Genomic DNA, 23963 nt, shown 5'->3' with positions numbered 1-23963 from the left:
AACTGATGAAAGTGAACCAAGAAGGAGAGGCATATGGCGTATTCAAGAAGCAAGGAAAAAACATGGAGGGCACGGTTTCGGGCAATTCCGAAACATCGTAAAATCGCCTTTGGTCTCGTCTTGACGGTCATCCCAACGCTCTTTCTCGTGAATTTATTCGTATTCAGCCATCTGTTGGCGTTGGGAGATCAGTATGAAGATCGATACCAAATGAAAAAGTTACGACTCGAGACGTATCATGGGAACGTCGAGTTTGTGCGTAGTCCGAATGAAAAAGTACAAATCGAAGTGGTACAGACCAATTCGAAAGAACGACGGATTAAAGTCAAATCGGTCGGCGATACGATCTATGTCGTCGAACGGTATGGATGGTTCAGTTACTTCGGCAGTCGTGCCAGTGAAGAACCGTCACGCTATAAGCTACGTGTCGCCTTGCCTAGCTCGATGACTTCGGTCCATTTAGGGGCTGAACAAGTGACCGGGCAAGGACTGAATGTGAAAACGATCGTGATGGATGCGAACGCGGTCAATTTGAAACAAATCGACAGTGATCGCCTCCGAATTGAGACGAAAAGCGATGCGACAATCGAATCAGCACGTCTCGTAACGGGAGATATTCGTTCCTATCGCCATGCGACCGTCAAGGATGTCGTCGTGAATCAGGCGATGACCGTTCAAACGGAAGCGGGAACGCTCAGTTATGCACCAAAACATGCGACTGGGCAAGTGAACGTGACGACGGCCGGAAAAATTTCAAGTAGCGACCGTTACGACGAAGTTGAGCCAGGTGTCTATCAGTTGTCGACATCGAATCGACCCGTCGTTGAGTTGATTTCTGAGACAGGGAAGGTCGAGCTGAAATGAACAGAAAACGCTACATCCCGAAAATCGGGCTTCGTACGTTAAAGACGGGAATTGCCGTATCGATTACCGTCGCAATCTCGTGGTATGTATTTGGAATTTATTCCGGAATGGGTGCGATTGCAGCCGTCGTGGCGATGCAACCGACCGTCAAGCGTTCGTCTAAAATTGTATTCAGTCGAATATTTGGAACGGTCCTCGGGCTCATGTGTGGACTGTTCATCGTCTATTTGTTCGGTGTCAATCCCATTTCGATCGGGTTGGCGGTCATCGTTTCGCTCACGCTCAATACGACGTTCGATAAGACACACATGTCGACATACGCGGCGTTCGCCATCGTCATGATGCTAGAGAACCCGACATCGGATTTCTTTCATTATGCATGGACGCGTTCTTTATTGACGGCGGTCGGTGTATTTGTCTCACTCGGTGTGAACTACGCGTTCTTGCCACCACGTTATGAAGATCGATTATTGAATGAAGTTAGAAAGACCTCATCTTACTTGTTCCATCATTGGCGTGAACTCGTTGGCTCCCCGGCGGAGCTATTAGAGACGCGTGCTCGTATTCTCGGCCATCAGGAACTCCACATGATGCTTCAAGAGGATATGAAAGTGACGAACGTGAAGTTGAAGTATATGACAATCAAGCAATATCGATTACTGATTCATCTAGAAGACAAGCTCGTCTTATTGTTAGAAAGTCTGGCCGAGCACCGTGAAGCCTTCCTGCTGATGAGTGAGGAAGAACGTCAGGCGTTCGAATCGGAGTTCTTATATTTGCTCGCGCACCATCATGATATTCTCTATACGTGCGATAAACCATATTCACTGTTTAGACTACCGCATGAAGATTTATCCGTTTCAGAAATTTTACACGGGCACTTGCTCGATTATCATGAACAGCTCGAAGCGTTTAAGCATGATCCAAAAGCGTGAACAAGCTATAAAGGCCCGCCATCAAGAAATGGCGGGCCTGACTTTTTTGCAGAATGGTTTTGTTTGCCTTGCCTTCGGAAAGCGTGGGCGCAAGAAAGCCGAGTGCGATTTTTATCTTTCCCAATATTTAGATGAAACCTCGCCATGAGAACACGGCGAGGTTTCGATTACGACTGTTTCAACGACTTCATCAATTGTTCATCTGGCGTCACGTAGACGGTCTGTTGATCCGTATAGATGACAAAGCCAGGTTTGGCGCCGCTCGGTTTTTTCACGTAGCGGGCGCGTGTATAATCGACGGGCACACCGCTCGATGCGCGTGCTTTCGAGAAGTAAGCAGCGACCGATGCGGCTTCGAGAAGCGTCGTTTCATCCGGTTCCGTCGAACGAATGATGACATGAGAGCCGGGGATATCTTTGACGTGAAGCCAAATCTCGTCACGACGGGCGAACTTGAACGTCAAATGATCGTTTTGTGTATTGTTTTTGCCGACAAAGAAGTCCGTTCCGGTCGAAGACGTGTACGCTTCAAGCGAAATTTTCGGATTCGCTTTTTTCTTTTGACGTTTTTGACGGATATATCCTTCTTCGGCGAGCTCTTCCCGAATTTCGAGCAAGTCGGAAGGCGAAGCAACATCGAGCTGAGCGGTGAGTGTTTCCAAATATTCGATCTCCGCGTCGTTTAATTCGAGTTGCTTCTTCACTTCGACTTTCGCAACTTTTAGCTTGTTGTATTTCTTATAGTATTGCTGTGCATTCTCGTTTGGTGTTTTGAGCGGGTCGAGCGGAATCGAGATGGTCGCACCGTCTTCGTCATAGTAATCGACGACTTCTGCGACACGCATTCCTTTCTCAAGTTGGAACAAATAGGTCGTCAATAACTCACCGAACTTTTGTAATTCGTCTGCTCGTTCTGTCGCTTTTAAGTCTTCTAAGAGACGGCGACGCTTCAATTGATTTTTCTCGAGTTCTGATTTTAAGAGACGTTCGACATCGTGAGCTTGCTGTCTGACACGATCGCGGTTTGCTTTTTCATAGAAGAAACGGTCGAGCACTTCTTGACTCGATGCATATGTTTCCTCGGAGACGATGTCTCCGGCCGTTAATACAATCGGAGCGAAACGCTCTTTACCATTCGCGAGTTGTTGAAAGACGTAAGGTCCCTCGAGTTGACGTAGTACATTCTCGAACGCTTGCTGAACCGAGTCGCGGTTAGGCATCTTCGCAAGATGAACGACTTCCTGGGCGATTTGAGGGCTGACACCGGCGAACGTGGCGACAATCTGTTTGTCGAGTTTACCGGCATTCCAATCGATTCGCTTCAGTCCTTCCGTCAAATCAGACAACGGATCGAACTTATGTTGTTCAGGTGGGAGGAGGTATTCACTTCCCGGCATGATCGTCCGATAGGTGTTTTGCGAAGGCGGGAGATGTTTGATTGCATCTAAGATTTTCCCGTCCTCTGTCGTTAGGACGACGTTTGAGTGACGTCCCATCAGTTCAATGTAAACTTTTTTTGATTCTTCGTCGCCGAGCTCATTTCGAGAGCGGACAGAGATGACGATGACGCGGTCACGTCCAATTTGTTCGACCGCCGTGATAAATCCGCCTTCTACATGTTTCCGTAACATCATGCAGAACATCGGGGGTTCTTGTGGGTTTTTAATCGGTGTATCCGTCAGCTGAAGACGGGCATACATCGCGTTTGCTGATATGAGTAGTTGCGCGTTCTGTCGGTTCGAACGAATCTGGAGCATCAAATCGAGAGAATACGGTTGATGTACTTTGTTGATTCGCCCTCCGACGAGCGATTGTAATTCTTGTACGACACGATATGTCATTAATCCATCATAAGCCAATGATCTCATCACCTTTGTTCATTTTCTGTCTCTACGTTATCAGAAAAACAGAAAATATGGTACGATGGAGTAGGAAATCCGAACTTCTTCTTGCCGGGACAATTGATTGACTGCTATTATAATTAAATGTGATGTTAGAAGATGGAGGGCTTGCAGTGAATTTTAAAGAACGAGGATTATTAATCGTTTTGTCTGGACCGAGCGGTGTCGGAAAAGGGACCGTTTGTCGTGCTCTTCGCGAGGAAGAGGACAATAACCTTCAATATTCGGTGTCGGCAACGACTCGAAAGCCACGTGAAGGGGAAGTCGAGGGAGTACATTACTTCTTCAAATCGAGAGAAGAGTTCGAACGCATGATCGAACAAAAAGAATTGCTCGAACACGCCGAGTTCGTCGGCAACTATTACGGGACGCCTGTAGAGTGGGTGCGTGAAACGCTCGAAAGCGGCCAAGATGTCATTCTTGAAATTGAGGTGCAAGGGGCGTTCCAAGTGAAGGAACTTCTCCCGGAAGCCGTCTTTTTATTCTTGGCACCACCAAGTCTTCAAGAACTTCGCAATCGTCTAATCGGACGAGGCACGGAGTCAGAAGAAGTCATTAAGCAACGCCTGCTCGTCGCGCGTGAAGAAATCGAGTTGATGGACGCCTATGATTACGTCGTCACGAACGACGAGGTCGACAAAGCCATCGATCGAATTAAAGCGATCGTGACAGCTGAGCATTGTAAACGTGAACGTGTTGCGTCACTCTATAAAAAAGCCATGATGGAGGTCATTTAATGTTATACCCTTCGATTGATGCCTTACAACGTACTATCCCGTCAAAATATACGATCGTTACGGTCGCTGCGAAACGGGCGCGTCAGATTCAAGATGGAAAAGCACCGAAAGTCGCCGAGCCAAAATCATATAAGCCGGTCGGTCAAGCGTTAGAAGAACTATTTTCGGGTGATACGACAATCATCGTGAACGAAAAAAACAACGGATGAAGTGTGACCCAAGTCGTTTGCGACTTGGGTCTCATTGTCTATAAGGGGGAGTTTGGGAATGGTGAAGGATCGTACTATTTTGTTATGTGTGAGTGGTGGCATCGCCGCCTATAAGGCGTGTGCGCTCACATCGAAATTGGTTCAAGCCGGAGCGAATGTTCGTGTCGCGATGACGAAATCGGCAGAACAATTCGTGGGTCAGGCGACCTTCCAGGCGCTCAGTCGAAACCCGGTCTATACCGATGTGTTCGAAGAGCACGACCCGACAAAGATTGCGCATATCGATGTCGTCGACTCGAGTGATTTGATCGTCGTTGCTCCTGCGACAGCAAACATGATTGCAAAACTGGCGAACGGGATTGCAGATGACTTTATCACGACGTCGATTCTTGCGGCGAAGTGCCCGGTCATCGTCTCACCGGCGATGAACGTGAATATGCTCGAACATCCTGCCACACAGCGGAATATCGAGACGTTGAAATCATACGGCTACCAGTTGATCGAACCGGGCGTCGGCAACTTGGCATGTGGTTGGATTGGTGGTGGACGCCTACCAGAACCAGAAGATTTGGTACGCATCATCGAAAGCCAGTTCGTCCCGAAACTATACCTCGGAAAAGAAGTATTGATTACAGCTGGTCCGACGGTAGAGCGTATCGATCCGGTCCGTTACTTATCGAACGACTCATCAGGGAAAATGGGTGTCGCGCTCGCAGAAGTGGCACGTGATATGGGTGCCCGTGTCACACTCGTCCACGGTCCGCTTCAAGTCCCGGTTCCAGACGGTGTGACGGCGATTCCGGTTAAGTCGAGTGAAGAGATGCTACATGAAGTGACAAGTCGTTTTGATTCACTCGACCTCGTCGTGAAGTCGGCGGCCGTTGCGGATTATCGTCCGAAAACGGTTCATGCAGAGAAACATAAAAAAGTTCACGGACCACTCACCATCGAACTTGAAGAAACGACGGACATTTTAAAAACACTCGGTGAACGAAAGACTCATCAAGTGTTAGTTGGGTTTGCTGCCGAGACAGAACGGCTCGAAGAACATGCCGCAGCCAAACTGAAGAAAAAGAACGTCGATTTCCTCGTCGCAAACGATGTATCCGGCAGCGACGTCGGATTCGGTGCGGACGACAATGAAGCAGTCCTCTTTCATGCAGACGGGACGACGCTCAACTTACCGAAACAATCGAAGAAACAGTTGGCGTTCGAACTGCTCACACATTTTAAGGAAGCGGTCCGATGATTGCCCACGTCCATGTCGATGCACCGGTGATCACGATTGATCGTCCGTTTGACTATGAAGTGCCGGAACAGTTCGAATCCTTGATTGAACCAGGGATGCGCGTCTCGGTTCCTTTCGGCTCACGCCGTCTGTTAGGAATCGTCGTCGGCACGTCTGACGGGACGAGAGATGGATTGAAGCCACTAGAAGCTTTATTAGATGAAGAATCGTCACTCACTGATGAACTGCTCGACTTGTCCATCCATGTGAAAGAGACGACGCTTTGCTTTCGGTCTTCCGCGCTTCTCGCGATGCTACCTGCAGCGCTGAAAGTCAGTTATGACAAAGAAATCAAAGAAGGGCATGTGCCTGACGGTGTTCGTCTAGGGACACATTTATCGGAGTATCCGAAAGACATACAGTCTGTCATTTTAGGACTCGCTAAAAAAGGGGAGCTTACCCTAGCCCCTGTTCTGAAAGAGAAGAAAACGGTCAAAACCGACATCGTCGTCGAACTGCTCGATGCGACCGTCGTCTCGAAACGCGCGAAAAAACAGCTTGAAGCGATTCAGCAGTTAGAAGAGACGCCGCGTATGTACTGGTCGGCACTTCGTCAAATCGGATTGACTCGCCCACAACTTCAAAAGCTTGAAGACATTGGGGCGGTACGGTTGACGGAAGTTGAATTGAATCGCGACCCTTACGCGACGATTGAACAAGTACAGGAATCTGTGCAGTTGAATGATAGTCAGGCGAATGCGGTCCAGGCGATTCATGAAGCGGATGCAGGAGAGACATTACTCGTCCATGGCGTGACGGGTAGCGGAAAAACCGAAGTGTATTTAGAGTCGATCGGACAAGTCATCGATGAAGGAAAACAGGCCATTTTGCTCGTGCCTGAAATCAGTTTGACCCCGATGATGGTGAAGCGATTTAAGCGTCGCTTCGGGGAACGTGTCGCAGTCTTACACAGTGCTCTTTCAAAAGGTGAGAAGTATGATGAATGGCGTAAAATCAAGCGGAAAGAAGTCGACGTCGTCGTCGGGGCCCGTTCTGCGATTTTTGCGCCGCTCGACCGTCTCGGTCTCATCATCTTGGATGAAGAGCATGAGACGACGTATAAACAAGAAGAAAATCCACGTTATCATGCGCGTGATGTCGCCATTTGGCGGTCTCGCTATCATGGGTGTCCCGTCGTATTGGGAAGTGCGACACCTTCTCTCGAATCTTACGCACGGGCGCAAAAAGGTGTATATCGTTATTTGCACTTGAAAGAGCGGTACGGCGGGGAAATGCCACCTGTCCACATTATCGATATGCGCCGCGAACTGGCAAAAGGCAATACGACGATGTTCTCGGAAGAATTGTTCGACGGGATTCTCGACCGAATCGCAAAAAAAGAGCAATGTGTCATTCTGTTGAACCGTCGTGGGTTTACGACATTTGTCATGTGTCGGGACTGTGGGGAAGGGATGACGTGTCCGCACTGTGCCGTCAATTTAACGTATCACCAGTATGGTGATCGATTGAAGTGTCATTATTGTGGCTATGAAGTCGGGATGCCGTCGACGTGTCCATCGTGTAACAGCAAAAAAATCAAGCAGTTCGGATCAGGGACGCAAAAGATCGAAACGGAGCTGTTGAACCGGATTCCAGAGGCGCGCATCATCCGCATGGACCAAGATACGACGTCGCGGAAAGGTTCCCATGAACAACTGTTACGACGCTTTGAAGAAGGAGAGGCCGACATTTTACTCGGCACCCAAATGATTGCCAAAGGACTCGACTTCCCGAACGTCACCCTCGTCGGGGTACTCGCGGCAGATGCGACACTCGGGATGCCTGACTTCCGAGCGACCGAACGGACTTTCCAACTCGTCACCCAAGTGGCGGGAAGGGCGGGGCGCGGCAAACTTCCAGGTGAGGCATTCGTGCAAACGTACAACCCGGACCATTACGTGATTGAGACAGCGAGTGAACATGATTATGAAACGTTCTTTGCGAAAGAGATGGGTCTTCGTCAAGTCGGGAACCACCCGCCGTATTGGTTTTTGACGCTCGTCACGTTCTCAGCAGAGAACCCGCTCGTCGCCAAAGCGGAAGCGGAACTGTTCGCATCGGACTTTTTACAAGCGCAAGTAGAGAATAGCCGCTTGAACGGTCCGATGCCTGCCCCGCTATCAAAATTAAAGAACGCGTATCGTTATCAAGTGTTCATTAAAACGAAACAACCTGACACGCTCTACGCGGAACTAGCACGACTTCAACAAGCAAGAGCAAAAGCAATCAGTAAGAAAGAATATCAAATGAGTATCGATGTGAACCCATACGTATTCATGTGAGGTGGAGAGACATGTATAAAGTAGTAGAAGTACCAAACGATATTTTACGTGTGACATGCGAACCGGTAACGAAGTTCGATAAAAAATTGCGACAAACGGTCGACCGTTTGTTTGATACGATGTATGAGTACGATGGAGTCGGAGTCGCGGCGCCACAGGTCAATTTGAATCAGCGACTCGCTGTCGTCCATACCGATGATGAGACGGGTCCACTCGTCTTGATCAATCCTGAAATCATTGAAACGTCTGGACGTGAGGTCGGTCTTGAAGGATGTTTAAGCATCCCAGGAGAATTCGGATTCGTGGAACGTCATGAGTCGATCGTCGTCAAAAATCAGGACTTGAAAGGCCGGACGCATACCATTCAAGCGAGCGGTTTCTTCGCTCGTGCGATTCAGCATGAGATGGATCATTTGGATGGGGTCTTGTTCACTGACAAGCTAGCGGTTCCAAACCCTGGAAAAGACAAGCGAATCGTCTTTATGGGAACTCCGACATTTGCGGTATCTGTACTTGAGCGACTGCTCGAAGAAGGATACAATGTCGTAGGTGTCGTTTCGCAACCGGACAAACCGGTCGGACGAAAACGTGAACTCAAACCAACGCCTGTGAAAGAGTGTGCACTCCGTCACGGTATTCCTGTCTTACAACCTGAGAAAGTTCGAACAGATTATGCCGGAATTTTAGAGTTGCGCCCGGACCTCATCGTCACGGCAGCGTATGGACAAATCGTGCCGACCGCATTACTCGAGGCACCGCCTCACGGAGCGATCAATGTCCATGCCTCACTTCTTCCAAAATATCGGGGAGGCGCCCCGATTCATCAAGCCATCATCGATGGTGAATCGGAGACAGGTGTGACGATCATGTATATGGTCGACAAGTTAGACGCGGGTGACATGATTGCGAATACAATCGTCCCAATCGAAGAGATGGATACGGTCGGAACGCTATTTGATAAACTTGCCGTAGCGGGAAGTGATCTTCTCATTCGCACACTTCCAGCTTTCTTAGAAGGATGGATTGAAGCGGTCCCTCAAGATGAGCGGGAGGTGACGTTTGCGCCGAACATTAGCCGTGAGCGCGAACAGATTGACTGGAGTATCGGTGGAGAAGCCATCTATAACCATATTCGAGGGATGAACCCATTCCCGACGGCCTACTCGACGCTTGACGGAGAACGGGTGAAACTGTTCATGGGAGAAAAGACGACCGGTGCAGGTCAACCGGGAGAAGTCATTCGCCTAGAAGAAGACGGGTTCGTCGTGGCGACCGGAAACAATGTCGCCATCAAAGTGACGGACCTACAACCAGCAGGTAAAAAGCGAATGGATGGTGCGACCTTCATGCGCGGAGCTGGACAAAAGTTGCGTGTTGGTGACCGATTAGGAGGAACTCATGAACGTACGTGAAGCAGCGCTCGATACGCTGATGAAAATTGAACAAGGCGGCGCGTATTCAACGATTGCCGTCAATGATGTATTAAAACAAAAAAAAGTTGCCCCGAAAGATGTGGGTCTGTATACCGAACTCGTCTACGGGACACTCAGTCGGAAAGGGACGTTGGACTACATCTTAAACGATCGAATCCGTTCTCCGAAGAAGCTCGACAAGTTCGTGCTTCCGCTTCTTCGAATGAGTGTATATCAACTTTTTTACCTTGATAAGGTACCGGATCGTGCCGTCTTGCACGAAGCCGTCGAAATCGCAAAAAAACGAGGACATCATCTCGGGACGAGTAAGTTCGTGAACGGGGTGTTACGTAACGTTCTCCGTGAAGGATTCCCTGATTTTAGTGAATTGACGGATGCGGAGAGAATCTCGATTGAGCATAGTCACCCGAAGTGGCTCGTTTCGGACTGGATTGATTTGTACGGTGTCGAGACGGCTGAAGCCATCTGTCAATTAAACAATGAGCCGGCTCCTGTCACGGTACGCGTCAACCGGAAACGTGCGTCTGTCGACGAAATGATGAATCGCTTGGCCGACTTGGGCGTCTTGACATCTCGCTCTGAACTATCGAGCGATGGACTCGTTGTCGAATCGGGCAACGTCCATTCGACCCCATTCATCGAGGAAGGACTTTTATCGGTTCAAGATGAGAGCTCGATGCTTGTCGCAGATGCGCTCGGCGTTTCGAAAGATGACCATATTTTAGATGCGTGTGCCGCCCCTGGTGGGAAAGCGATGCATACGGCTGAACGGATGGAAAGTGGATCGCTCACAGCGCTCGATTTACACCCACATAAAGCGAAATTGATTGACCAGCAAGCCAAACGTCTTCACATCAATGGAGTGACCGCACTTGCCCTTGATGCTCGTCTGGCAGGTGAACAGTTCGAAAAAGAGAGTTTTGATCGAATCCTTCTGGACGTTCCTTGTTCAGGGCTCGGTGTTATTCGTCGCAAGCCTGATATCAAATGGACGAAAGACAAAGCCCAGCTCGAGAACTTACCGAAGATTCAACGACAAATCATTGATGCCGTATTGCCACTGCTCAAGCCAGGTGGTACGCTTGTTTACTCGACATGTACAATTGATCCGTCTGAGAACGAGACACAGGCTGACTATGTGTTATCAAAAGGATTGGTCTGGGACGAAACGTTACGAGAACGTCTCCCACAATCTGTTCGTCCGATCATGGCATCGGACCGTGCTGAATTAAAACTATTACCGACGACATTCGGGACCGACGGCTTCTATATCGCCGCATTTAAGAAAGAGGTATAAAAAATGAATCCAAAAGCAGTAGAAAAAAACCCACTTTTAGGCGCAAAACCGTCACTTTATTCGTTGACGTTCCCTGAACTTGAAGCGTGGGTCGTGGAAGCAGGAGAAAAATCATTCCGTGCGAAACAATTATATGATTGGATGTACGTTAAACGTGTCACGTCATTCGACGATATGACGAACGTTCCAAAGGCACTACGTGACCAATTAGAAGCATCATTCCAATTGACGACGTTAAAAGAATTGGTCAAACAAGAATCACAGGACGGTACAATCAAATTCTTATTTGAACTTCAAGACGGTTATTCAATTGAAACGGTTCTCATGCGTCACGAATATGGGAACTCAATTTGTGTCACGACACAAGTCGGTTGTCGAATTGGTTGTACGTTCTGTGCTTCAACACTCGGTGGATTGAAGCGAAACTTAGAAGCCGGTGAAATCACGGCACAAGTGCTCGACGTACAGCGTGCGTTAGACGCGACAGGTGAGCGTGTCGACTCAATCGTTGTCATGGGAATCGGTGAGCCGTTTGATAACTATGATGAGTTAATGCGTTTCTTGCGCACGGTCAACCATGATCACGGACTCAACATCGGAGCACGCCACATCACAGTATCAACAAGTGGAATCGTTCCAAAAATCTACAAGTTTGCGGATGAAGGAATGCGCATTAACTTCGCCATCTCTCTTCATGCGGCTACGACAGAACTACGTACACGTCTCATGCCAATCAACCGTGCCTTTGACTTAGACAAGTTGATGGATGCCGTCCGTTACTATACGGAGAAGAGCGGTCGTCGCATCACGTTCGAATACGGATTGTTTGGTGGCGTCAATGATACAGAAGACCATGCCCATCAATTGGCTGACTTGTTGAAAGGAATCAAATGTCACGTCAACTTGATCCCGGTTAACCACGTATTGGAACGCGATTATGTACGCACACCGAGAGCTCAAATCTTTGCCTTCGAAAAAGTGCTCAAAGACCGCAATGTGAACGTGACGATTCGTCGCGAGCAAGGGTCGGATATCGATGCTGCTTGTGGGCAACTTCGAGCGAAGGAGCGCGAACAAGAAACGAGGTAATCAGAAAGATGGAATTAGCATTTCGAACAGATCGTGGACAAGTACGCACACAAAATGAAGATGCAGTTTTAATCTTAGGCGATGCCTTCTCAGGAATTGCGCTCGTTGCCGACGGGATGGGTGGACATGCAGCGGGAGAGGTCGCGAGTCAAATCGTGATTGAGGAGTTTCGACGGGCTTTCCCGTCTCTCCCGTCGACCCCGGTCGATATCGAGCGATGGTTCCGTCATCACATTCACTTGGCGAATGAACAAGTGTTGCAATTTGCAAAGCAGTCGAACCTCGTCATGATGGGAACGACTGTGGCAGCCGTTTGTTGGAACGGAGAGACGGTGGTCATCGTTCATATCGGTGACAGCCGTGTCTATGCCTTGCAAGCAAATGAATTAAGACGTCTCACAGAAGATCATTCTTACGTCAACGTGCTTAAACAGCTCGGTGAATTGACAGAAGAGGAGATGCGCGTTCATCCGAAACGAAATGTCATCACCCGGGCGATCGGTTCAAGCGAACAAGTCGAACCTGACGTGCAAGTGCTCGCTGACCCTGAGTTTGATGTGATATTAATTTGTACGGATGGATTGACGACACATCTGACGGATGGCGCAATTCAACACGTGTTACAACAAGCTGTATCGGCTGATCAAAAAGCAGATCAACTCATTGCTGAAGCCAATCAATTGGGAGGGAGCGACAACATCACGGTCGCGCTCGTTCAATTCACAGATAGAAAGAGAGGATGAATCCGATGCGAAGCGGAGAACGAATCAACGATCGTTATCGGATCGAACAACAAATCGGCAGCGGAGGCATGGCAAATGTCTACCGGGCTCATGACGAGATTTTAAACCGAACCGTCGCCATCAAGGTGTTGCGATCTGAATTCTCACATAACGAACAATTTATACGTCGGTTCGAGCGAGAAGCCCACGCGGCTACGAGTCTGAACCATCCGAATATCGTCGCCATCTACGACGTCGGTGATGAAGATGATTTATACTATATCGTCATGGAACACGTCGATGGCGTGACGTTAAAACAATATTTGCAAGAAGAATACATATCTGTCGATGAGGCGTTGCGCATCATGGGACAGATTTGTGATGCGATTGATCACGCCCATGCGAATCGAATCATTCATCGGGACATCAAACCACAAAATATGATGATCGATCAGCATGGAAATGTGAAGGTGACCGATTTTGGAATTGCGGTTGCGATGTCGAATGCGACGTTGACGCATACGATGTCCGTCCTAGGCTCTGTCCACTATTTCTCACCTGAACAAGCTCGCGGGAAATTCGCGGATGAAAAGTCGGATATTTACTCGCTCGGTGCCGTTTTGTACGAATTGTTGACGGGGCGCGTACCGTTTATCGGCGAGACGCCGGTCGCAGTCGCGCTTCAACATTTGCAAGATGACCCGATTCGGCCGATGGATTTGAATCCGAATATTCCACAAGCGCTTGAGAATTGTGTCATGCAAGCCTTGTCGAAATCACCGGGTGCCCGTCATATATCGGTCGCAGCCTTCAAGAAAGATTGTATGACCGCATTAAGCCGAGAACGTGCCAATGAGCCGAGACGTCTCTCAGCCAATCAAGACGAGTTCGACCAAACACTCGTCATGGCGCCGGTCATGCCTGAAGAAAAACAAGATGTACCGGTGACACCGCCCCCGGTCACACCACCAAAGGAACAGGAGCCAAATGAGGCACCGGTTAAAAAGAAGAAACGCAAATGGTGGATTTGGATATTACTCGTCATTCTCTTAATTGGGGGAAGCATTGCGGCGTATGTGGTCGCTGACGAAATGTCGCGCGCCGTCGTGCCTGATGTCGTCGGCATGAGTATCGGGGACGCGACGACAGAACTCGAGGCTTCTGGATTTGTCGTCGAAGTGACAGAACGTGCGAGCGATGATATTGCGGAGGGTGAGGTCATTTCGCAAAATCCGCAAGAAGGACGTAAACCGAAACGCGGCACGACTGTGACGATTGTCGTATCGGCCGGAAAAGAGACGGTCGAGATGCCGAACGTGGAAGGTCTTTCACAGACTGCCGCTGAGCGTATGCTAAAAGACTTGGCATTCAGCGATCTTGAAATCAAAACCGAAGCTTCTGAAACGGTAAACAGTGGGGATGTAATTTCACAATCGGTTGACCCAGGTGAAGAGGTCGTTCCTTCAGAGGTGACGGTCACGCTCGTTGTGTCGACAGGTAGCAACAAAGTGGAACTATCTAACCTTGCCGGGTATACGTTCGACGAAGCATCTATTTATGCTGAACAGAACAAATTGAAAATCGTGAAGAAGGATGAATTTTCGACAAGTGTTCCAAAAGGTCAAATCATCCGTCAACTTCCGACAGCCGGGACGGCAGTCGACCCGGGAACGGAGCTCACGGTGATTGTATCGGAAGGCGTCGAACCGACCGATATCTCGATTGAACGTGAAGTGAGTGTTGAAGTCGAGCAACCGGATAAGGATAAGAAGCCGAAAGCGGTCGAAGTCGTCATTCGTACGGTTGACGCACGTGGTGAAATTGAGGTACTTCGTGATCAAATCACAGAGACGACAACGTACTCGTACACGCTAGTCATTGCCCCTGACGAAGTCGGGACAGCAACGATTGAAGTTGATGGTGAGATTGTTCGAACGGATTCAGTCACATATGCGCAAGCCGAAGAGGCACAATAAAGAGGTGACGGTGTCGTCACCTCTTTTTTAAAAGGAGGTAGTCATAATGAAAGGAACAATCATTCGTCTTCAAGGCGGGTTTTATGATGTGATGACCGAGGCGAACCAAGAGATTCGTTGTCGGGCAAGAGGGAATTTTCGAAAACGCAATATCTCACCTGTCGTCGGCGACGATGTGGTGATTCAAGATCAAGAAGATGGGACCGGCTATATTCTTGAAGTGGAAGAGCGCCAAAACCATCTCGTTCGGCCACCGATTGCGAATATTGATCAAGCGTTCCTCCTCTTTTCAGTTAAGGAACCAGCGTTTTCCTATCATTTGCTTGACCGTTTTCTCATTCTCATTGAATCGAAGCAAATTCATCCAATCATCGTATTGACGAAGATGGACTTGCTCGATGAAGGTGAAGTCGAACCGATTCAAGTGGCGATTGCTCGCTATCGGGCGATTGGGTATGACGTGATCGAAACGTCGACGGAGCATGGGCACGGTGTTGATGAAGTGCGCAGTCTATTCAAGGGAAAAACGAGCGTCTTCGCCGGTCAGACCGGTGTCGGGAAAAGTTCGTTACTCAATGCAGTCGCGCCAGAACTCGAGTTGGCGACAGGTGCAATCTCGAAATCGCTCGGACGAGGAAAACATACGACACGTCACGTGACGTTAATCCAATTGGCGGATGGTCTCGTTGCCGATACACCGGGTTTTTCAAGTCTAGAGTTTCCTCAGGAACTTGAGACAGATGAGCTCAGATGGTGCTTCCCCGAATTCGTGGAACGCCATGACGATTGTAAGTTCCGGGGATGTGTCCACGTTAATGAACCAGGATGTGCCATTAAACAAGCGGTTGAAAATGGCGAAATTGCTTCAACAAGGTACGAAAATTATGTTACCTTTATGGAGGAGTTAAACGATCGAAAACGGAGGTATTGACAGATGATTAAAATTGCACCATCTATTTTAGCTGCCGATTTTGCCAACTTGGAAGCTGAAGTAAAAGCCGTTCAAGAAGCAGGGGCTGACTATATCCATTTTGACGTGATGGACGGGCAATTCGTACCAAACATCTCGATTGGTTTACCTGTTCTCGCGAGCTTGCGTAAAAAATCAGACATGGTACTCGATGTACATTTGATGATTGACCAACCAGAACGCTACGTTGAAGATTTCGTGAAAGCCGGTGCGGACATCGTAACCGTACACGTGGAAGCGACGAATCATTTGCATCGTGTCTTACAGCAAATCAAAGCGGCAGGTGCGAAATGTGGGGTCGTCTTAAACCCACATACACCACTTTCGACGATTGAACACGTACTCACGGACGTCGATATGGTGTTGCTCATGACGGTCAACCCAGGATTCGGGGGTCAGGCGTTTATTGAATCGGTCGTGCCAAAAATTTCAGCGCTTAGCCAACTTCGTCAAGACCATCAACTTGATTTTGAGATTGAAATCGATGGTGGTGTGAACGCAGAAACGGCAAAACGTTGCATCGATGCTGGAGCTGATGTGCTTGTGGCAGGATCAGCCATCTATAGTCAATCGGATTATAAAGCAGCCATCGATAGCATTCGTGGCGCATCTCGTGTATAATCGACGGTAGAACAACAAGATAGAGTCGCAAGGGGTGTCACATCATGTGGCTGAGAGGCATACGCTAACCCTTTGAACCTGTTCCGTTCACACGGACGTAGGGATGTGGCGAAAATGCACGTTGCGAATTCAAGCAGCATGGCGTTTACGTCATGCTGCTTTTTGTCGTTCAAACAAATAAAGGAGGAAGAAGGATGAAATCACGTTTCAAATTACAAGCGCTCATTGAAATTTCATTGTTTGCGGCGCTCGGGCTTATTTTTGATTTGCTCATTCCATATCGTTTACCACAAGGTGGGTCTATCAGTTTAGCGATGCTCCCGATCTTTGTCATGGCGTTCCGTCACGGGCTGAAGGGTGGTCTTGCGACAGGCGCGCTCGTCGGGACACTTCAACTCTTGTTCGGAGCATACATTTTCACACCTGTACAATTCTTGCTCGACTATACGGTCGCATATGGCCTCGTCGGTATGGCCGGGGTATTCGCAGGGCGAGTGAAACATGCTGCGAGTCAAGGTGCGACAAAGACGCTTGCCATCTATTTAGTGCTCGGGGCATTGCTCGGGTCGATGTTACGATACGCAGCGCACGTCATCTCGGGTATCGTCTTCTTCGCTGAATACGCAGAAGGTCCGGTCGTGGCCTACTCGCTCGGATATAACGCCACGTATATGCTCCCATCCTTTGTCATCTCGGCCATCGTGTTAGTACTTCTCTTCACGACAGCACCACGTTTCACGCGTGTGGCGACACGGGATATCCGTCAATGAACGTACTAATCGTCGCGGCGAGTCCGGCACCTATTCCGGACTTACCGCGTGATGCCGATTTTGTGATTGGTGTGGATGGTGGATATCAAAGACTGTTAGATGAAGGAGTTGTACCAGACGTCGTGGTGGGAGATTTTGATTCGTTCGATGGGACACCACCTGATCAAGCGTTACGCTATCCTTCGGAGAAAGATGTGACAGACTTAGAAATTGCATTGGAGTTAGCAAGAGAACGGGGAGCAACACGAATCGATGTGTATGGGGCTCTCGGGGGACGGATCGATATGACGTTTGCGAATGTAGGCTTACTGGAGTCCTATCCGGAGATGCACCTTCATGATGAAGGGCAAACGGTCTATCTTGTAAGAATAGGAGACTATACGATTCCGAAACGGGACGGTCACTATTTGTCCTTCATGCCATGGAAGACAGCTACGATTTCCATTAAAGATGTCAAATATCCACTTGACCATCATGACGTGACGAGCGGAGAGGCGCTGACGATCTCAAATGAATGGTCTACGGATTCTGCCCGGTTGACGGTCCATCAAGGGACCGTTCTCGTCATGATTGTCAAAAAATGAGCACAAAAAAATCCCATCGGCGAATGCCGCTGGGATTTATTCGTTCGTGTATAAGTATTATACGCGTTCAACGAGACCTGATTTAAGTGCGCGAGCTGAAACCCAAACGCGTTTCGGTTTACCGTCAACGAGAATACGAACTTTTTGTACGTTTACACCCCAAGTACGTTTTGTCTTGTTGAGTGCGTGCGAACGGTTGTTACCTGATTTAGGTGATTTACCTGTTACGTAGCATTTACGTGCCATGCGTTTCCCCTCCTTTTTTATGTGGGTTCGTCCTAATAGACACTCGTTTATATTAGCACGGCTTTTTTCCCGATGCAACTAGAAAATCGTACCATGACAAGAAAAAAACTTGACATTACTCTCAAGGATTTGAATAATGAATGAGGTTATCGCGTTAATTGACCGAGTTTCTGGAGCAGGTTCTTTTAATAACTAGGTACTTATTGTAGAATGTACATTAGGAATCATTCCGAATAAAGGAGGCTACTCCATATGGCAATTGAAATGAAGACAACATATGGCAATATTGACATCACAAGTGACGTCATCGCGACACTCGCAGGTGGTGCAGCGATGGAATGCTTCGGTGTGGTCGGCATGGCTTCACAAGCACAATTGAAAGACGGCATTGCTGAATTGTTAAAACGTGAAAATTACGCGCGTGGTGTCGTCGTACGTCAAGAAGACGAAGACGTACATATCGACATGCACATCATTGTAAGCTACGGGACGAAAGTATCTGAAGTCGCATACAACGTGCAGAGCCGAGTCAAGTATACGCTCGGAGAAACTTTAGGATTAAACGTTTCGTCGGTAAATATATTCGTTCAAGGCGTTCGTCTGACGAATGACTGACGAAAACGGAGGAGGATTTGGTGTGGGTTTAAAACGTTTAGATGGATTGGCGCTCTCAAACATGATCGCGAACGGAGCGGCCAACTTGAGCCAAAACGCAGATTATGTAGATTCGCTTAACGTCTTCCCGGTTCCAGACGGAGACACGGGGACGAACATGAACTTGACGATGACGTCGGGCGCGAAAGAAGTAGCGGCGATGAACTCATCAGATATCGCAGAGGTGTCATCAAAGTTTGCACGTGGACTACTTATGGGGGCACGCGGAAACTCGGGTGTTATTTTAAGTCAGTTGTTCCGTGGATTCGGTAAAGCTGTTGAAGGAAAAGCAGAACTGACAACAGTTGATTTTGCAGAAGCGCTCAAGCGCGGTGTCGACACGGCATACAAGGCGGTTATGAAACCGGTTGAAGGAACGATTTTGACGGTTGCTCGTGAAGCGGCCGACGAAGCGCTCCTTGCGTCAGAGTCGACAAGTGATTTCACTGAATTTATGAAACGCGTCATCGAAGAAGCGAAAGCATCGTTAGACCGTACACCGGACTTGTTGCCGGTATTAAAAGAAGTCGGCGTCGTCGACTCGGGCGGTCAAGGACTTCTCGTCATCTACGAAGGTTTCCTTGCTAGCCTTGAAGGCAAAGAGCTCGAGAAACCACATGCTCCTGTCATGGATGCGTTGATCGAGGCAGAACACCATGCGCATGCGGCACAAGGGTTCATGTCTACAGAAGATATCGAATTCGGTTATTGCACAGAGATCATGGTTCGTTTCCAAGACGAAAAGTTAAAGGATGCACCGTTCAATGAAGATGCGTTCCGTAACGAATTGTCTGAACTGGGAGATTCTCTCCTTGTCGTCGCGGACGAAGAACTCTTAAAAGTTCACGTTCACGTTGAGACACCGGGTGAGGTCATCACGAAAGGTCAACGTTTCGGTGAACTCGTCGCCGTTAAAATCGAGAACATGCGTCAACAACACTCGACCATTCTCGAAGAAGAACATGGTGCGAATCAACACGGTGTTCAACAGGCAGAGAAGCCGAAAGCACCATTTGCGATCGTCACGGTAGCAATGGGTGAAGGCGTCAGCGAATTGTTCCGTTCACTCGGGGCAGCACACGTCATCGAGGGCGGTCAAACGATGAACCCATCAACAGAAGATATCGTCAAGGCGATTGAGTCTGCACATGCGGAACACGTCTTTATCTTCCCGAACAACTCAAACATCATCATGGCTGCTGAGCAAGCAGCGTCTGTCGCACCATGCGGCGTCTCTGTCATCCCGACGAAGACGGTCCCACAAGGTCTTGCGGCAGCAATCGCCTTCAACCCAGAGGCGGATGTCGAGATGAACGAACAAGCGATGAAGTCAGCTGCCGCGACTGTGAAGTCCGGACAAGTCACTTACGCTGTTCGTGACACGAGCATCGATGGTGTGGAAATCAAGAAAGACGAGCACATGGCGATTGCAGAGAAGAAAATCGTTTCTTCCTCAACGTCGAGCCTCGAAGCGGCTAAAAAGTTGGTCGATGCACTCGTCGAAGCAGATGATGAAATCATTACGATCTTAACGGGTGAAGGTTCATCTGAAGCAGACGTAGAAGCGTTGACGTCATATATCGAATCTGTAAATGATGAGATTGAGATTGAAGTACACGACGGCAAACAACCGCTTTACTCTTATATTTTTAGTGTGGAATAAGCTGTTTCAAGTCCCTACCTTCTGTATAATGAAGGTAGGGATTTTTGAAAGGGGGAAAATTAGGTGAAATATCGTAGTGTGTTTGACATCATTGGTCCTGTCATGGTCGGGCCATCGAGTTCGCATACAGCAGGTGCCGCGCGCATCGGGCTGATGGCAGGGAAATTATTCGGAAGAACGCCACGCACCGCACGCATCACGTTTTATGGGTCGTTTGCGGACACGTATCGTGGTCACGGTACGGATGTCGCGATTGTCGGTGGAATTATGGGGTTTGATACTTTCGACCTGCGAATCCCACAAGCGTTAGACATTGCCCGTGAAAAAGGAATCGAAGTCATCTTTGAGACGAGCGATTTGTTGACGGATCATCCGAATACAGCGCGTGTCTTGCTCGAAGACGAGTTCGGTACGTTTGAAATCGTCGGGATCTCAATCGGTGGGGGAACGATTGAAATCACGGAACTGAATGGATTCCCGTTAAAGTTGACAGGTGGGGGACCTGCGCTCGTCGTCTTGCATCATGACCGATTCGGGGCAATCGCCGCAGTGACAGGTGTCTTGGCGAATCATCAATTGAACATTGGACATATGGAAGTGAGTCGTCACGAAAAAGGAATGCAAGCCTTGATGGCCATTGAGATTGATGAAACGATTCCTGCTGAAGTGTTAGCAGAGCTAGAACGGTTACCGCAGATCGAACGGATCGCTATTTTTGGGGAATAAGGAGAATGTGAGATGTTTAAATCAGTAGAAGAGTTAGTGACGATGGCAACAGAACGAGGTATCCCGATTTCTGAGGTGATGATCGAACAAGAGATGCACGTCAGACGCTCGAGCCGGGAAGACATCATCGGGATGATGGACCGTAACCTCGAGGTCATGGAAGAAGCGGTCGAACGTGCGCTTCAAGGTGTCACATCGGTGACGGGATTGACGGGGAACGATGCCGTACTCATGCAAGATTATATAAGTTCAGGCAAATCACTTGCCGGAGACCTTATTTTAGATGCCGTGTCAAAAGCAATCGGGACGAACGAAGTGAACGCGGCGATGGGACGGATTTGTGCGACACCGACTGCGGGGAGTGCGGGCGTCGTGCCAGGAACGTTATTCGCGGTGAAAGATCGCCTCGAGATGGACCGCGATGCCATGATTCGCTACTTGTTCACGTCAGGAGCGTTCGGGTTTGTTGTGGCGAACAACGCTTCGATTTCAGGAGCGGCAGGGGGATGCCAGGCAGAAGTCGGTTCAGCGACCGGAATGGCAGCAGCAGCGATTGTCGAAGCGGCCGGCGGGACACCGGACCAGTCGGCTACGGCATTTGCAATCGCCCTTAAAAACATGCTCGGCCTTGTCTGTGATCCTGTGGCAGGACTCGTTGAAGTGCCGTGTGTGAAACGGAACGCCATGGGCGGTGCTAATGCCATTGTCGCAGCAGACATGGCCCTCGCGGGAATCACATCGCGTATTCCTTGTGACGAAGTCATCTCAGCGATGCATGAAGTCGGTCAAATGATGCCGACTGCGTTGAAAGAGACGGCTAAAGGTGGATTGGCGAATACGCCAACGGCTCGTCGCCTCGAACGAAATATTTTTGGAGCGAAAGAAGATGCAAAACAATGAACGGCTGACGACTCTGAAAGGAGTCGGGCCAGAGATGGCCAAAAAACTAGAAATGATGGGACTTGTTCGAATCGAGGACGTGCTAGAGCACGTCCCGTTTCGTTATGAGAATTATAATAGTGGGACCGTAACGACCGCTGTTCACGGGGACCTCGTCAAATGGAGTGGGACGGTTCAAGCAGAACCACTCGTTCGTTACTACAGTAAAGGTAAGAATCGGCTACAGTTTAGATTATTGCTAGAAGAACGGTATGCAGTCCAAGTGACGATGTTCAATCGGGCGTTCTATAAGGATAAGTTGACGATTGGCGAAACCGTCACGGTCAAAGGGAAATGGGATATGAATCGGATGACAATCAGTGCGACCGACCTCGAATTCGGTGCACCGTCAGGCGGCCTTCAGCCCATCTATTCGTTACGAGCCGGACTCACGCAAAAAAACTTTAGTCGAATCGTCAAGTTAGCTTTCGAACAAGTGACGGACCTCCCGGAACGGGTGCCACAGTCCATACGAGACAGGTATCGACTAGAGGACCGGATGACCATGCTTCGCGGGATGCATTTCCCGGATAAGGTGGAGACATATAAGCAGGCGAGACGGAGCTACGTATACGAAGAGTGTCTCATGTATCAATTGAAATTGCAGGCGTTCCGGAAAATGGAGCGGTCAGGAAACGGTCGGGCCCTTCAACTCGATAAGCCTCAATTGAACGAATTCGTCAAACGACTCGCATTCCCATTGACGGGAGCTCAAACACGGGTCATCCGTGAAATCGTGTCCGATCTCGAGAAGCCAGAACGGATGAATCGATTGTTGCAAGGGGATGTCGGGAGCGGGAAGACCGTCGTTGCCGCGATTGCCTTGTATGCGACCGTCATGGCTGGGTATCAAGGCGCATTGATGGTACCGACCGAAATTTTAGCCGAACAGCACGCGACATCTTTACAGGAATTGTTTGAGCCGTTTGGCATCACCATCGCCCTCTTGACGAGCTCGGTGAAAGGAAAAGCCCGGGAGGCACTTCTGACTGCGATTCGATCCGGTGATGTCGACATCATCGTCGGAACGCATGCCCTCATTCAAGGACCGGTCGAATTTTCGAATTTGCATTTGGCGATTACAGACGAACAGCATCGATTCGGTGTCGAACAACGGAAGAAACTTCGTGATAAAGCCGAATTTGCGGACGTCTTGTATATGACAGCGACCCCGATTCCGAGGACACTTGCAATCAGTGCGTTCGGAGAGATGGACGTCTCGACGATTGATGAGATGCCAAAAGGCCGAAAACCGATTGAAACATATTGGGCGAAGCAAGACCAAATCGACCGTGTTCATTCGATGGTCGATCGAGAGCTGACGCTTGGCCGTCAAGCCTATGTGATTGCACCACTCATCGAGGAGTCGGATACGCTCGAAGTCGAAAGTGCGACAGCTTTATATGAACTGTTGAAAGAACGGTTCCCAAACTATGCCGTCGGTTTGATGCACGGGAAGCTATCGAGCGCAGAAAAAGACGACGTGATGAAATCATTTGCCGACAATGCGACACAAATTCTCGTGTCGACGACGGTCGTCGAAGTCGGGGTAAACGTTCCGAACGCTTCACTCATCATTATTCATGACGCTGAGCGCTTTGGTCTCGCACAACTGCACCAGTTGCGAGGACGTGTCGGTCGTGGTGCCCATCAGTCCTTCTGCATCCTCGTCGGGGATCCGAAGTCAGATGTTGGAAAAGTTCGACTGAAAACGATGACGGAGACGAATGACGGATTCGTATTGGCGGAGAAAGATTTAGAGTTACGTGGTGCCGGTGATTTCTTTGGTACCGCCCAAAGCGGGCTGCCTAGCTTCCGGGTCGCCGATCCGGTTCTCGATTTAAAAGTGATGGAAGTGGCGATGCGTGACGCCGTGGCACTTCTCGGAAGCGATGCGTTTTGGCAGGACGCCCAATATGAAGGGTTACGTGGCTATTTGAAACAACTCGACCTCCTCGTAGGGGAAAGGTTAGAATAATACTTGAAAATGACGACTAAAGAATATATACTGCTATTAGTACCAGGTATTAAGTTCTTTAGCGATTAGTTTAGGAGGG

The 23963-nt window shown here is 49.0% G+C and carries 22 protein-coding genes and 1 riboswitch; of the genes, 20 read left to right on the top strand and 2 right to left on the bottom strand.

The features are described from left to right. Positions 1–33 precede the first annotated feature (33 nt). Both KNO87_RS04715 and KNO87_RS04710 read left to right on the top strand, forming a co-directional pair. Complete coding sequence (locus tag KNO87_RS04715) at positions 34–864, top strand: hypothetical protein (RefSeq protein WP_214788944.1); 831 nt, start codon at positions 34–36, stop codon at positions 862–864. Next, positions 861–1799: an FUSC family protein gene (locus tag KNO87_RS04710; RefSeq protein ID WP_214794155.1), complete on the top strand. Its 939-nt coding sequence runs from the start codon at positions 861–863 to the stop codon at positions 1797–1799. Before KNO87_RS04715 ends, KNO87_RS04710 begins: the two co-directional genes overlap by 4 nt. 167 nt (positions 1800–1966) lie before the next feature. Here the strand turns inward: KNO87_RS04710 and KNO87_RS04705 are convergent, their stop codons facing one another. Next, positions 1967–3658: an Rqc2 family fibronectin-binding protein gene (locus tag KNO87_RS04705; RefSeq protein ID WP_214794152.1), complete on the bottom strand. Its 1692-nt coding sequence runs from the start codon at positions 3656–3658 to the stop codon at positions 1967–1969. Between the two features lie 131 nt (positions 3659–3789). Between KNO87_RS04705 and gmk the strand changes: the two genes are divergently transcribed. The 13 genes from gmk to KNO87_RS04640 all read left to right on the top strand — a co-directional run bounded on the left by gmk (position 3790) and on the right by KNO87_RS04640 (position 17678). Beyond that, positions 3790–4437, top strand: a complete 648-nt coding sequence (gmk, locus tag KNO87_RS04700; RefSeq protein WP_031421596.1) for a guanylate kinase — start codon at positions 3790–3792, stop codon at positions 4435–4437. After that, the gene (rpoZ, locus tag KNO87_RS04695; protein WP_015881337.1) at positions 4437–4646 is read left to right on the top strand and encodes a DNA-directed RNA polymerase subunit omega; all 210 of its coding nucleotides are present in this window, start codon (positions 4437–4439) and stop codon (positions 4644–4646) included. Before gmk ends, rpoZ begins: the two co-directional genes overlap by 1 nt. 58 nt (positions 4647–4704) lie before the next feature. Next, complete coding sequence (coaBC, locus tag KNO87_RS04690; protein ID WP_214794149.1) at positions 4705–5895, top strand: bifunctional phosphopantothenoylcysteine decarboxylase/phosphopantothenate--cysteine ligase CoaBC; 1191 nt, start codon at positions 4705–4707, stop codon at positions 5893–5895. After that, complete coding sequence (gene priA, locus KNO87_RS04685) at positions 5892–8216, top strand: primosomal protein N' (protein WP_214794146.1); 2325 nt, start codon at positions 5892–5894, stop codon at positions 8214–8216. Before coaBC ends, priA begins: the two co-directional genes overlap by 4 nt. 11 nt (positions 8217–8227) lie before the next feature. Beyond that, a complete protein-coding gene (gene fmt, locus KNO87_RS04680; protein WP_214788929.1) occupies positions 8228–9628 on the top strand; it encodes a methionyl-tRNA formyltransferase in 1401 nt (466 codons plus the stop codon). Then, positions 9615–10946, top strand: a complete 1332-nt coding sequence (gene rsmB, locus KNO87_RS04675) for a 16S rRNA (cytosine(967)-C(5))-methyltransferase RsmB (protein ID WP_214794143.1) — start codon at positions 9615–9617, stop codon at positions 10944–10946. The genes fmt and rsmB overlap by 14 nt, the downstream gene beginning before the upstream one ends. Before the next feature lie 3 nt (positions 10947–10949). Further along, on the top strand, positions 10950–12035 hold the full coding sequence (rlmN, locus tag KNO87_RS04670; RefSeq protein WP_214794140.1) for a dual-specificity RNA methyltransferase RlmN: 1086 nt from the start codon (positions 10950–10952) through the stop codon (positions 12033–12035). Positions 12036–12043: 8 nt separating this feature from the next. Beyond that, positions 12044–12778 (top strand): Stp1/IreP family PP2C-type Ser/Thr phosphatase, encoded by a 735-nt coding sequence (locus KNO87_RS04665; protein WP_214788920.1) that lies wholly within the window; start codon positions 12044–12046, stop codon positions 12776–12778. Between the two features lie 5 nt (positions 12779–12783). Next, positions 12784–14733 carry a Stk1 family PASTA domain-containing Ser/Thr kinase gene (pknB, locus tag KNO87_RS04660; protein ID WP_214794137.1) on the top strand — a complete coding sequence of 650 codons (1950 nt, stop codon included), beginning with the start codon at positions 12784–12786 and terminating at the stop codon, positions 14731–14733. Between the two features lie 43 nt (positions 14734–14776). Continuing rightward, on the top strand, positions 14777–15664 hold the full coding sequence (gene rsgA / locus KNO87_RS04655; protein ID WP_214794575.1) for a ribosome small subunit-dependent GTPase A: 888 nt from the start codon (positions 14777–14779) through the stop codon (positions 15662–15664). Between the two features lie 3 nt (positions 15665–15667). Continuing rightward, positions 15668–16324, top strand: a complete 657-nt coding sequence (gene rpe / locus KNO87_RS04650; protein WP_214788915.1) for a ribulose-phosphate 3-epimerase — start codon at positions 15668–15670, stop codon at positions 16322–16324. 20 nt (positions 16325–16344) lie between these two features. Next, positions 16345–16445, top strand: a riboswitch (TPP riboswitch). Positions 16446–16518: 73 nt separating this feature from the next. Continuing rightward, complete coding sequence (thiT, locus tag KNO87_RS04645; protein ID WP_214788912.1) at positions 16519–17094, top strand: energy-coupled thiamine transporter ThiT; 576 nt, start codon at positions 16519–16521, stop codon at positions 17092–17094. Further along, on the top strand, positions 17091–17678 hold the full coding sequence (locus tag KNO87_RS04640) for a thiamine diphosphokinase (RefSeq protein WP_214794133.1): 588 nt from the start codon (positions 17091–17093) through the stop codon (positions 17676–17678). The genes thiT and KNO87_RS04640 overlap by 4 nt, the downstream gene beginning before the upstream one ends. Positions 17679–17735: 57 nt before the next feature. On the opposite strand, the gene rpmB is transcribed toward KNO87_RS04640, so the two are convergent. Beyond that, positions 17736–17924 carry a 50S ribosomal protein L28 gene (rpmB, locus tag KNO87_RS04635; RefSeq protein WP_015881349.1) on the bottom strand — a complete coding sequence of 63 codons (189 nt, stop codon included), beginning with the start codon at positions 17922–17924 and terminating at the stop codon, positions 17736–17738. Positions 17925–18176: 252 nt separating this feature from the next. On the opposite strand from rpmB, the gene KNO87_RS04630 reads away from it, so the two are divergent. The 5 genes from KNO87_RS04630 (at position 18177) to recG (ending at position 23884) form a co-directional block, all read left to right on the top strand. Beyond that, positions 18177–18539 (top strand): Asp23/Gls24 family envelope stress response protein, encoded by a 363-nt coding sequence (locus tag KNO87_RS04630; protein WP_015881350.1) that lies wholly within the window; start codon positions 18177–18179, stop codon positions 18537–18539. Positions 18540–18561: 22 nt separating this feature from the next. Beyond that, positions 18562–20241 (top strand): DAK2 domain-containing protein, encoded by a 1680-nt coding sequence (locus tag KNO87_RS04625; RefSeq protein ID WP_214794130.1) that lies wholly within the window; start codon positions 18562–18564, stop codon positions 20239–20241. Positions 20242–20304: 63 nt separating this feature from the next. Further along, complete coding sequence (gene sdaAB, locus KNO87_RS04620; RefSeq protein WP_214788903.1) at positions 20305–20967, top strand: L-serine ammonia-lyase, iron-sulfur-dependent subunit beta; 663 nt, start codon at positions 20305–20307, stop codon at positions 20965–20967. A 12-nt stretch (positions 20968–20979) separates the two neighbouring features. Then, the gene (gene sdaAA, locus KNO87_RS04615) at positions 20980–21867 is read left to right on the top strand and encodes an L-serine ammonia-lyase, iron-sulfur-dependent, subunit alpha (protein ID WP_214794127.1); all 888 of its coding nucleotides are present in this window, start codon (positions 20980–20982) and stop codon (positions 21865–21867) included. Next, on the top strand, positions 21854–23884 hold the full coding sequence (gene recG / locus KNO87_RS04610; protein WP_214794574.1) for an ATP-dependent DNA helicase RecG: 2031 nt from the start codon (positions 21854–21856) through the stop codon (positions 23882–23884). Before sdaAA ends, recG begins: the two co-directional genes overlap by 14 nt. Positions 23885–23963 lie beyond the last annotated feature (79 nt).

Origin of the sequence: Exiguobacterium sp. s34 (genome assembly GCF_018617435.1) — a bacterium.
GTDB lineage: Bacteria > Bacillota > Bacilli > Exiguobacteriales > Exiguobacteriaceae > Exiguobacterium > Exiguobacterium aestuarii.
Note: the sequence above shows the minus strand (reverse complement) of the source record. Positions and strands in the feature narration are given on the sequence as shown.